The sequence below is a fragment of the Mesorhizobium robiniae genome, from assembly GCF_040545535.1.
GTDB classification, from domain to species: domain Bacteria; phylum Pseudomonadota; class Alphaproteobacteria; order Rhizobiales; family Rhizobiaceae; genus Mesorhizobium; species Mesorhizobium robiniae.
Map to the genome: position 1 here is coordinate 117,752 of NZ_JBEPMC010000003.1, position 12,091 is coordinate 129,842.

Annotated in this window: 6 protein-coding genes; all 6 read right to left on the bottom strand. The window is 65.4% G+C overall.

Going from position 1 to position 12,091, the window contains the following annotated elements:
- Positions 1–55: 55 nt before the first annotated feature.
- The 6 genes from trxA to ABID19_RS08690 all read right to left on the bottom strand — a co-directional run bounded on the left by trxA (position 56) and on the right by ABID19_RS08690 (position 11,930).
- Positions 56–379 (bottom strand): thioredoxin, encoded by a 324-nt coding sequence (trxA, locus tag ABID19_RS08665; protein WP_027152031.1) that lies wholly within the window; start codon positions 377–379, stop codon positions 56–58.
- Between the two features lie 74 nt (positions 380–453).
- Positions 454–3,966: a double-strand break repair helicase AddA gene (addA, locus tag ABID19_RS08670; protein ID WP_354489694.1), complete on the bottom strand. Its 3,513-nt coding sequence runs from the start codon at positions 3,964–3,966 to the stop codon at positions 454–456.
- On the bottom strand, positions 3,963–7,082 hold the full coding sequence (gene addB / locus ABID19_RS08675; protein ID WP_354489696.1) for a double-strand break repair protein AddB: 3,120 nt from the start codon (positions 7,080–7,082) through the stop codon (positions 3,963–3,965). Before addB ends, addA begins: the two co-directional genes overlap by 4 nt.
- Complete coding sequence (locus tag ABID19_RS08680; protein WP_354489697.1) at positions 7,079–7,849, bottom strand: nucleotidyltransferase family protein; 771 nt, start codon at positions 7,847–7,849, stop codon at positions 7,079–7,081. Before ABID19_RS08680 ends, addB begins: the two co-directional genes overlap by 4 nt.
- The gene (gene tsaE, locus ABID19_RS08685; protein ID WP_354489699.1) at positions 7,846–9,357 is read right to left on the bottom strand and encodes a tRNA (adenosine(37)-N6)-threonylcarbamoyltransferase complex ATPase subunit type 1 TsaE; all 1,512 of its coding nucleotides are present in this window, start codon (positions 9,355–9,357) and stop codon (positions 7,846–7,848) included. Before tsaE ends, ABID19_RS08680 begins: the two co-directional genes overlap by 4 nt.
- Positions 9,358–9,365: 8 nt before the next feature.
- Positions 9,366–11,930, bottom strand: a complete 2,565-nt coding sequence (locus ABID19_RS08690) for a sensor histidine kinase (protein WP_354489701.1) — start codon at positions 11,928–11,930, stop codon at positions 9,366–9,368.
- Between the last annotated feature and the right edge of the window lie 161 nt (positions 11,931–12,091).

Here is a 12,091-nt window from a genome sequence, read left to right on the forward strand (position 1 = left end):
GCCAAAGAAAAGCCCGGCGCGATGGCCGGGCTTGTCTGCGGAATTTCGGGTCGGATCAGGCGAGATTGCCGTTGATCCAGTGCGACAGCGCCGTCTTGGGGGCTGCGCCGACCTTCATGTCGGCCATTTCGCCGCCCTTGAAGATCATCAGCGTCGGGATCGAGCGCACCCCAAACTGCGCGGCCAGCTCGGGATTCTCGTCGATATTGAGCTTGGCGATCTTGACCTTGCTGCCGAGTTCGATGGCGATGTCTTCCAGCGCCGGCGCGATCATCTTGCACGGGCCGCACCATTCCGCCCAGAAATCGACCACGACCGGCTCCTTGGCGTCAAGCACATCAGTCTGGAAATTGCTCTTGTCGACCTTGACGGTGGCCATGCGAAAATCCTTTCGAGAGTTATTGTCGCACCAAATGTGGTGGTGATCGTGCCCTTCTTCAAGCAGCTGTTGTGTCACGCTCCCGTGAGTCGGGCAAGAGCATCGTCCATGGCCGCCGGTGGCAGCTCGATCAGCCGTGGCGCTTCCGTGAACAGCAGCGCCGCGGAGACCTCATGGCCGGGGTAAAGTGGCTTGACCAGCGCGCGATAGAGCGCGAGTTGCAGAACGTAGGCCGGCGGAACGTCTGCCAAGCTTGCAGGCGCCGGCCGGTTGGTCTTGTAGTCGACGATCGACACCTTGCCTGATGTGACCGCCAGCCGGTCAATCTTGCCGGAGATAGAGCGTAATTTGCCCTTCACCTCCAGGCTGCCCATGATCGCAACTTCGGCGCGCGACGATGATGCGAACAGCGGCGCGAAGCGGCTGTCGGCAAGAATTGCCGCCACCGAGGCCAGGGCCTTGTCGCGCTCGGCATCAGGCCATTGCGCGCCGGCCCGCCTGAGATAACGCTCCGCGGCATTCCGGCGTTCGGCCTCGGCAATGCCGGGCAGCATCTGCAGCAATTTGTGCAGCGCCAATCCGCGCATGACGGCAAAGCCGGGCTCCGCCTCTGTGTCCAGCACCGGCGAGCCGGTGTCGATCACGGCCTCCTTGGCCTCGTCGATCAACGCCGAGGCACCGGACGGCGACAGCGGCCGCGGCAGGTCCTCGAAGGGCGGCAAGGGTTGGAACAGGCTCTTCGGCAACGGCTCGAACTGTTGCGTCTGCGCCGCCTCCTCGGCAGCAGCATGTGCGACCGGCGGCAATTTTGTCACGTGAAACCGATGCACGGTCTCGCCGGTGGCAGGGTGCTGCCTTGCAGCGCTTTCGGGAGCGCCGACCAGAGCGCGGCTGACGATCGAATGCCAGGTGCCGGCATTCGGCGCCCGCTTGCCGTGATAGCCGCAGACGATCAGCCGGTCCTCGGCGCGGGTCATGCCGACATAGAGCAGCCGACGGTATTCGTCGTCGGCCAGTTCACGAGCGCGGACCGAGGCGGCCCGCGAAAATCCATTGGCGACGTCGCTGGCCGAGCGCCAGAGATAGCCCTTGCCGTCCCAATGGTCGCCCGAGCCATCGAACGGCATCAGTCTCGGCAAATGCTGGTCGCTGAACGGGGCGGAACCGCCGTCGACCAGGAACACGACAGGCGCCTCCAGGCCCTTGGCAGCGTGCACGGTCATGACCCGAACCTCGTCGCGGGTCTGGTCCATTTCGCGCTTGATCTCGGGGCCGGCATTTTCCAGCGTTGACAGGAACGATTCCAGTCCCGGCAGGCCGGTCCGTTCCTCGGCCACGCAAAAGCTCAGGAACTCGTCGAGGATGTCGCCGGCCTCCGGCCCGAGCCGCGCGATCATTTTCTTGCGCAGGCCGTCGCGGGCGAGAGCCCCGGCATAGAATTCGAACACCGGCTTGAAGGCGACTTCATCAGACCATGTGTCAAGTTGGGCAATGATTGCGGCCAAGGCAGCGCTTTCGCCGGCCTGCCTGCGCAGCGAAGTAATCAGCGAGAGACCGGACGGCCGCTCGCCCGCGAGCGCGAAAAGCATCTCTTCCGAAACATCGAAAATCGGGCTGCGCAGCACGGCGGCAAGCGACAGATCGTCCTCAGGCTGGATGAGAAAGTGGCCGAGCGCGATCAGGTCCTTCACCGCGATATGGCCGGGCAGGCTGAGCCGGTCGGCGCCGGCGACCGGAATGTCGCGGCGCTTCAGCGCACGCGTCAGCGCATGGACGAAACGATCGCGCTTGCGGACCAGCACCAGGACATCGCCGGGTCGAAGCTTCGTGCCGCGGCCTTCGATGATCTCGCCGGCGCCGATCCAGCCGGCAATGGTGGCCGCCACGTTTTCGGCAACGCGCACCGCCGGCGCACGGGCGTGGTCGACGGCTTGCGTCCAGTCGTCGGGTTCGTCGACGACGTCGGCACCGATCGACGGCCAGACCTCGACATAGCCCGGCGCATCGGTGCGGATCGCCCTGTGGTTCAGCGGGTCGGGATCATGGCTGATGCCGCGCCGCACGATCGGGTCGGCAAAGACACGGTCCACCGCCGCAAGCACGTCGTCGGTCGAGCGGAAGGACCAGGTCAGCTTGAGGTCGGCGAAAGCGGCGTTGGCATCGCGCACCCTTCCGGAAAACAGCAGCCTTGAGTCGGCGAAGGAATCGGGCGCCGCGCCTTGAAAGGAATAGATCGACTGCTTTTCGTCGCCGACGGCAAAGACCGTGCGGTGAACATTGTCGCGCGCGCCGAGCCCGGCAAAGAACTCTTCCGCCAGCCGCTTCACCACTTCCCATTGGTCCGGACTTGTGTCCTGCGCCTCATCGAGCAGGATATGGTCGATGCCCTGGTCGAGCTTGTATTGCACCCATGGGCCGGCATCAGGCCGCGCCAGAAGATTGACCGTTCGGGTGATGAGATCGTTGAAGTCGAGGAAGCCGCGGGCACGCTTGAGGTGCTCGTAACGGGCGATCAGCCAGTCGGCGATGGTCAGCGCGGCGCGCGTGCCCTCCAGCATCCTGAACAAGGCCAGCCGGTCGGAGATTTCGAGGATCGCATCGGCTGCCGCCAGATAGCGCTCGGCAAGATCCGGCAACCGGTCGAGCAGCGCCTTCTTGAAGGTCTTTGCCGGCTCATAAGGCTCGCCATCCGCCCGCAGAAAGGCTTTTGCCAGCAATTGCAGCCGGCGAACCGGATCATCCTCGGCGAAGGCAAGACGCGCATAGGGCAGAAGATTGTTCAGCACGAGGCGGGCATCGGCGGCTTCGGCGGCGCGGGCAAAGGTGATGAAATAATCCGGCAGGAAGCCCGGCAGCGGCCAGACGGACGCCGCCAGGCCTTCGGCGGTCTGGCCAGCGCGAAACCTGAACTCGTCGAACAGCGCCCGGAAGCCATCGCCGCCGGCCGCACTTATGAAGGCGCGCAAACCGTCGCGCTTGCGCACGATCTCGGCCAGCAATGCGTCGAGCCCGTGTTCGCCGCCGCGTTCCAGAATGGTGGCGAAGGCCTCGGCCAGCCCGGCATCGCCGGCGGCCGTGCCCGAGATCATGTCACGGCGGGCAGCGGCGAAGAGCGACGCCTCCATCTGCGGATCGAGCATTTCGAAATGGGCCGGTATGTTGGCTTCCAGCGGGAACTGGTGCAGCACCGATTCGCAGAAGGCATGGATGGTCTGGATCTTCAGCCCGCCCGGCGTTTCCAGCGCCTCGGCAAACAGCCGGCGCGCGCGGCGCATGGTTTCGCGATCGGGCTGTCGGCCGTCCAGCGCCTCGATCCTTGTCGCCAGTTCAGCGTCGTCAAGCGCTGTCCATTCCGACAAAGTCGAAAACACCCGGTTCGACATATTGGCGGCGGCGGCGCGGGTATAGGTCAGGCACAGGATCTTCGACGGATCGGTGCCGCGAAGCAGGAGCCGGATGACGCGCTGGGCCAGCACATGGGTCTTGCCCGATCCGGCATTGGCCGACACCCAGGCGGAGTTTTGCGGGTCGGAGGCACTTGCCTGGCTGGCGGCGGTGTCGGTCGGGATGGGATAGGCCTTCTTCATGCCTCCCCTCCCTCGTCGTCGGCGTCGCCGCCGGCGGACCATTCGAGCACACGGGCGAGATGGTCGTAGTCGCCATCGGTCTCGCCCTCGCGGAAGGGCAGCGCGCGCGACAGATAGAAGGTCGCCGGGTCGGCATAGTGGATCAGCAGTTTTTCGAGCCGCGCCCAGGCCTCCTCGGCGAGATCGGCGGCGGTTCGCGGCTTGCGGTTGTGTTCGAGGATGGATTCCTCGAACACTTCGCCATTCGGCTTCAGCCTGATGAAGGCCAGTTGCGACGGCTCGCGCGGGCCAAGCCCCTTGAAGGCGCCGCGCCTGAGCAGCGCCCCTTCGAGCGCCAGTTGCGGCGAAAGCAGCGTATGGGCCTGCGCCTTGGATGGCGAGGAGCCGGTCTTGTAGTCCAGGATGTCGGCCATGCCGCCGGCCAGCAGGTCGACGCGATCGGCGTAGCCCGACAGCGTCACGCCGGACCCGCCGACGCCGGTTTTCTCGGCGCGCTCCTCGGCATACCGCATCGTCACGGCGGAGGCGCGGCCGCGCTCCCATTCCACGATGCCGGCGGCGAGCTTTTCAAAGCGCGGCCACCATACTGCCTCGACATCGGGAGGAAGAGCCGCCTCGGCAAAGCATGCGCGGCCGGCGGCGATGAGACCGTCCAGCGCCTCCGGCACAAGCGGATCGGCGACCGTGCGCGAAAAAAGATGCAGGATGGCGTGGAACAGCGTGCCACGCTCGGCGGCGCCCGGGTCGCGGATGACCGGATCGAGCGGCATCAGGCCGAGAATCCTCCTGGCATAGATCGCGTAAGGGTCGCGGCGCAGCGTCTCGATTTCGGTGACGGAAAAATGCTGCGGCCGCACGGCCAGCGGCGGCTTCGGCTGCGGCCGCGGCGCGAAATCTCTTCTTTCGCCGGCATCGAGCGCACGTGCCCAGGACAGGACTTCATCGCCGCGCCGGCGTAGCACCGCCGCATGATCCTTGCCGATGAAGGTCAGGAGGCGCTGCAGCCAGCGCGACGGCACAGCGGGCGCGTCGCCGGAGCGGGCAGAGCGCGCCAGCACCACTTTCTTCGCGCCCATCGCCATCTGGAAATCATGGGCGGCCAGGCCGATGCGCCGTTCAGGCGGTTCGAGATCGATGCCGGTCTTCATCAGCCGCGACATGAAGCGGTCGCTTTCCGGTTTGCGCGGCCACACGCCTTCGTTGAGCCCGCCGACGACCAGCGTGTCGACGTTCTGCAACCGGGCTTCCAGCGCGCCCCAGATGGCAATGTTCCTGTCGGTGCCTTGTGCCGGCTTGACCGTCTCGGGCGCGATCAGCGCCTCCATCACATCAGGCCATTCGTCAGCCGCGAAGGAGAACGACACCGAGGCGGCAACCAGCTCGCGCAAGAGCTCGGCAAGTTTCTCGCCGGCATCGCCCGCATAGAGTTCGCTCACGCTGCCGTCCGTAGTGCGGCCCAGGTTTTCGAGCACGACGACACTGGCCCGGGTCAATTCGGCAAGATCGGCTTGGGCTTGACTGCGAAAGGCAATCAGCGGCGCCAGTGCCGCGGCAAGGCGGACGAGCAATTCGCGGGCGCCTTCGATGTTTCGCACGGTCAGGCGGGAGAACCAGAAGGGCGGCCGGGTACTGCCCAGGCCGGTGAGCCGGGCTTCGAAGAGCTCCGGCAGCGATGCTATGTCGGGGCGGCCGGTACCGCCGCGCAACGCCACCAGTTCGATGATCTCCGCCGCATGACGGACGCTTGCGCGCTCCATGCCGAGGCCAAGCAAGGGATGCTTGAGCAGCGACAGCAGGGCGACCGGATCGCCGGGACGGAAGGCGGTCTGAAGCACCAGCCTGAGCAGGCTGGCGGCCGGCGTGTTGATGAGCGGCGTGCCGCCAGAATCGTCGGCGACGACGCCGAAGCGCAACAGCTCTACTGAGACCCGCCGCGCCAGGGCGCGGTCGCCGGTGACGAGTGCTGCGCGCCGACCGGTCTGCTCGACGGCGCGTTTGAGCGCGACGGCGATCGCCACGGCTTCGTCGCGCTCTCCGGCGGCTTCGAGAAGCGTCACGTCGGCGAAGGCGTCGGTGATATCGCCTGATGTAAATCGGGCGCGGGTGTCGGCCCAGAGCTCGGTGGTCTCCGCCGGCCGCAGCGCCTCGCCGACAAGTGCGGCGCGCAGCGCGAGCGGTCTTTCGGCAATCGCGATCTCCTCGACATCGCCGCGCAGCACGCCGATCTTGCCGACCAGTTTTGCCAGGCCGTATTGCGGATGGCCAAGCAAGGCAGGCCGCGCGCCGGGCGCCGCGATTGCCTGGAAGGACGGCTCGTCCAGCGTCGTGTCGAGGCCGGGCAGCACGACGGCGCCGCCGGGCAGGCCAGCGATCACGGCAAGCAATTCCGCCGTGGCCGGGATCGATCCGGTGGAGCCGGCAGCGATCACCGGCCCAGTGGGCGGGTTGCGCTTCAGCCGCGCCGCTTCCAGCCTGATCAGCGCATTGCGATGTGCGGCCGGGTTGGAGCGGTTGCGTTCATCGAGGATATCTGGCCAGTTTTCGGTGACGATGCTCAGGAAGTCGAGCGTCACTTGCCACCAGCCGGCGAGATTGCCGGTCACCAGATCGGCGAGCCTGGTCCAGTCCGTGCCTTCGGTCTCGATCTCGTCCATCAGCCGGGCCAGGTCGCGCGCCAGCCAGATGGCGTCGGCGGCAGAGGCCGGCACAACGATCTCTTCGTCGAAAAGTGCTGCGACATGGGCCGGCAGGCGGCGCTTCCAGGCGCGCACCAACGGCGCCAGCAGCAGCAGCCGCTCCATCGCGGCGATCGGCGGCGCGAGATCGATCGCCGCCGATGCATGGGCCTCGAATGCAGCTTCGTCCTCGTCGAACTCGCCAAGCGGGCGGATGACCGGCAGGATCGCCGAACGGCCGCCGAGACGGTCGACCAAGACGCCGCGCAGGGCCCGCGCAGCGCGGCGCGTCGGCACGTAGATGGTGGCGTCGGCCAGCGCCAGCGGGTCGCCATCGAACCGGAAACCGGGAACGAGACGGCCTGACAGCAGAGCCTCGGCCAGCGTCGGCAGGAACGGCGCTCCGGGCGGGATCGAGAAAACGCGGCGGGAGCCGCTCATTTCAACTCGGTAGGAGCGCTGGTCAACTCGGCAGGAGCGCTGGGCGACTGAGCAAGAGCGGCGGCGACGGCAGCTTCCGCAAGCGGAATGGCGTCGGGCGTGCCGACGGTGATCCAATGGCCCTGCATCGCCATGCCGAACAGGCGCCCAGTGGCAATGGCGGCATCGAAATAGCCGTTGAGCGAATGCGGCCCGGCCGGCGCATCCCTAAAAAGGCGCGGATGGACAATGGCCGCACCTGCATAAACCAAGCCCGCCGGATCGCCCTTCGAACGCCGCAAGGCGCCGTCGGGCGCCATCAGGAAATCGGTACCGCCGCTGTGTCCGGTTGCTGACTTGATATCTGCGAGCATCAGCAGAATATCCATTTTCGTCGCATCCCATGCAAGGGCGAGACGAGCAAGGTTTGGCGAACCGGCATCGATCCAGAACGTGTCGGCGTTGACGATGTAGAAGGGTCGTTCCCCCAATTCCGGCAAGGCATGGACAATACCGCCGGCGGAATCGAGCAGTGCTTCGCTTTCGTCCGATATGACCACCTTCGGCGCATCGCGTCCGGCGACATGCGAGACGATCTGCCCGGGGAAATAATGGACATTGACGACAGCCTTGGTGACGCCTGCCTCGGCCAGGCTGTCCAGGCCCCAGTCGAGCAACGTCTTGCCCGATATCTTGACGAGCGGTTTCGGCATCGTATCGGTGATCGGCCGCATGCGCTTGCCAAGCCCGGCGGCGAGCACCATCGCGGTTTTGGGGTGCGCCGTCACAGCGCCCGCTCCTCCAGCAAGCCGTGGGCGATGTAGAAATCCCGGACGCCTGCCAACGCCGGATGCGCCAGCGCCCGCCGTAGATAATCTCGAATGCGCGGCAGGTGTTTTAGATAATAGGGCTTGCCGTCGCGCTTTTCGAGCCGAACGAAAATGCCGAGTATCTTCGAATTGCGTTGCGCGGCCATGATCGCATAGGTCTCGACGAATTCGTCTTCGTCAAAGGCGCCGGCCTTATGGCGGGCGGCGATATAGGATTCGAGCGTCCGCTTCTCGATCTCAGGCGAAACCGTGACGCGCGCATCCATGGCAAGCGAGGCGAGGTCATAGGCGGACGGACCGACCAGCGCATCCTGGACATCGACGATCCCAAGGCGGTCGTGACCGGTACGATTGCCGCGCCAGATGATGTTGGGCGAATGAAAGTCGCGCAGCATCAGCGTGTATTCGCGCCCTTCCAGCCGGTCGAGTACCGCATTCCATTGCTCGGCATAACCGGCGCGCAAGGCCTCGCTTGCCGGGCCGCCCGATATCGCCGGCACATACCAGTCGAGCAGCAATTCGGCTTCGATCATCATCGCGTCGTGGTCGAAAGGCGGCACGTCGTGAAAGACGCCGGGCGCGGCTTCCATGCGATCGGGCCATGTTTTACTATGCATCATGGCAAGCAGTTCGGCCGCCGCCGCATAGCGTGCGGCCACCGGCTGACCCTGCTGGCCGAGAAATCCCTCCGAGCCGAGATGCTCCAGCAGAAGAAAGCCCTGGTCCAGGTCCTGCGCGTGGATCTCCGGGACGCTGACGCCGCCGGCCCGCAGCGCGCGGTCGATGGCGACGAACGCCGAGACGGATTGCGCCGTGTGGGCGATCACCGCATAGGGCTTGCCGTCGCGGACCGGCGGCCCAAGCACCAGCCGCGGCGAATTCATCAACACGCGAGGCGGCAAGCCGGCCAGCGAGACGATCTCATAGGAGCGGGCCGAGGCATCGCCGATAAAGTATCGTCTCTGCGCTTCACCCCAGCCGGCTTTATCCAGGAAATCGCGCATCGCCAGCGATCGCGCCGCGCGCTCGAAGGCAGCGCCTTGTCCCGATAGTCTCGCCAGGCGGCCGTCGCCCTGGTGGATCAGTTCGATCAGCACTGAAGTCTCTGGCAAATAGTGCTCTGCCCGTTCCGGCCATTCGATCAGGGCAGCGCCTTGCGCCAGTGCCTCGTCGAAACCCAGTTCGTCCAGTTCGGATGCCGAGGACAGGCGATAGAGGTCGAAGTGATGGACGGGAATGCGCGCCTCATAGCTCTGGACGAGCGTGAAGGTCGGGCTCGGCACATCGAGACCGCAATCGTCAGCCATTGCCCTGATCAGCGCCCGTGCCAAACTCGACTTGCCGGCGCCGAGATCGCCTTTGAGCGCCAAAACGTCGCCGGGACGCAGCGACATGGCCAGATCCTCGCCCAGCCTTGCGGTCGCAGCCTCGTCGGCGAGAAAACGCTCCAGCACCACGCCTGCCATCGAACGCTCTACTCGGCCGCGGCGCGGATGCCGGACGGCGTATCGGGAAAGGCACAAATGACCGTGGTGCCCTTGTCCTTGCCGGTCTCGATACGGACGCTGCCGCCATGCAGCTCGACGAAGCTCTTGACGATCGACAGGCCGAGGCCGGCGCCGCGCCGGCGGCCGCCATTGGTGCGCGGTTCGAAACGACGGAACACCGAATCGAGCAGGTCCGGCGGCATGCCGGGGCCGTCGTCATGAACGGAGAACTCGACGCCGTCGGCAAGCTGGCGGCAGGCGAGCGTGATGGTGCTCGCCTCCGGCGCATAATTGGCGGCGTTGCTCAAGAGATTATAGAGGATCTGGCGGATGCGGGTCTCGTCACCATGGAAGGTCTTCGGCGCGGCGGCCGCGTCGATCTTGAGCCTGATCGCATGCTCCTCCAGCCGGTCGGCAACAAGCTCGGCGGCGGCGGCGATGGTCCGGTCGACATGCACTTCCGAGATATCGAGCTGCATGATCCCGGCATCCACCGTCGCCAGGTCGAGGATGTCGTTGACGATGGTGAGCAGGACCGAGGAAGACGAGCCGACATGCTCGACATATTCGCGCTGCTTCTGGCTCAATGGCCCGGTCGACGGCAGCGAGAGAAGCTCGGTGAAGCCGATGATGTTGGTCAGCGGCGAGCGCAATTCGTAAGAGACGTGCTGCACGAACTCGTTCTTGAGCTGATCGGATTTTTCCAGTGCCTCGTTCTTGTCCTTCAGCGCCCGCTCGACATTGACGCTGTCGGTGACGTCGACGAAGGTCATCATCACCTGCCCGTTGGGCAGCGGGATCATCGCGTAGCGCAGCACGGTGCCGTTGTTCAACTCGGTCTGGCCGTGGCGGTCGCGGCGCTCATCGTCGAAACCGGTGATGGCGGCAACGAACCCGCCCCACGGACTGTCGGCGGCGCGCCGGTCGCAAAGATCGCGGATTGTGGATACGTGGACGGTGGGCTTGGCGGCGTCGGCGTCCAGTCCCCAAAGTGCTGCGAATGCCGGGTTCGACAATCTGAGCCTTCCGTCCGGGCCGAACACGGCCACACCTTCGGCAAGATTGTCGAGCGTCTCGCCCTGGACCCGCACCGCGGTCTGGTAGCGGCTTTCCAAGTCCATCTTTTCGGTCAGGTTCTCGAATACCCAGGTGACGCCGCCCTTGGGCTGCGGATTGGCGACGACACGGATGGTCTTGCCGTCCGGCAGATGCCACCAATGTTCCTGCGACTCGACCGCGCGATAGGCGCCAAGCAGGCTCTCCTTCCAGCGCCGCCATTCGGGCTGCTCGGCGATCTTGCCTTCGCTGCGCAGCCGGTCAAGCAGCAAGGCGTTGTCCGGAGCGCTGTGCAGAAAACCGCTGTCGAGACCCCATAGTTTTTGGAACGCCTGGTTGAAAAACCGCAGCTTCTCGTCGGCATCGAAAATCGCCACGGCGGTGTTGAGCTGATCGAGCGTGTCGGCATGGCTGCGCACCGTCCGCTCATATTCGCTACGGATCGCTTCGATGGCGCTGGTGTCGTAGGCAAGACCCGCCGAACCGTCGGCGCCGGCAAAGTCGGTCACGGCGAACATGCGGCGGTCGCCTTCGATCACGGTGGAAAGCGCCTGCTCGAAGACGGGATGCGACTTGTGCTGCGCGGCGATCGCGTCGCGTGCCTGGCCACCGAGGAATTCCTTCGCGTCGCGCACCGCCGCCTCGGCGCTTTCCGCTTCGACTGCCTTGGCATAGGCGCGGTTGACCCATTTCAGCCGCCCGTCGGCCGTGCGCAGCCATGACGGCATGCTGAGCGCGTCGAGCAGGCCGATCATGGTATCGTGGTCGGCGGCGAGGCGCTGGTTCTCGATCCTCAGCCTGGCCTCGCTTCGCTGCGTTTCAGACAGCGAGACGAAGCGTACAAGCACGTGTGCTGCGCTCTTGCGCCCATGCACTTCGAGCGGCGCACCGATCTGCGATTCGATGACGAGATCGAATGACTTCGCTTTGTCCCGCAGTCCGGTCACGGCATGTTCGAGCGCCGCCGCCGAGCGCGGCGTCAGCCAACGGCCGAAGGCGAGGAAGGCGGCACGGTCTTCCGGGGCGCCGCTCTCGACCGGCAATGTCCCGACGAGCTCGGGCTTTTTGTTTTCCGAGGCCCATACGATAACACGCTGGTCGCGCAGATTGAGCAACGCCTCGGAGCGCCGCAGCGCAGCGTTGACATCGGCCAAACGGGCTCTGAGTTCGACGTTCTGAGCGGCGGTGCGCGCTCTTTCGCGGATCAGGAAAATAGCCGAGACAAGTGCCGCGCCCATGACACCGACAAACATGGCCAATTGCATGACCTCAACCGTGCTGACCGAGAGCCCGGCTTTTTGCGCAGCAACCGTTTGAGCATGTGCCGCGAAGCCGAACAACGGACCGGCGAGCGCGGACGAAGCAAGCAATTTTGCGATGCGAGTGCCAGCGCGCCATAGAGGGCTTCCGCCTCTGGCAGCGGAACCCGTGACACCTGAATCGTTGCGGCCGCCGGAAACGGCCTGTCCCGCGCAAGGCGGGTAATCCCCCGGCATGTCCTGGTCCTCTTCGCCGCCTGAATGCAAGACCGCCCTGATGCGGGCGTCGGCCCTCGTCCCCGAACCCGCGAATCAGCACCATAGCGCTTGCGCGAATCGGCGTGAAGAATCATTCAGCGCAAAAATAAAGCCGGGCGAAAAGTCAATCGCCCGGCATC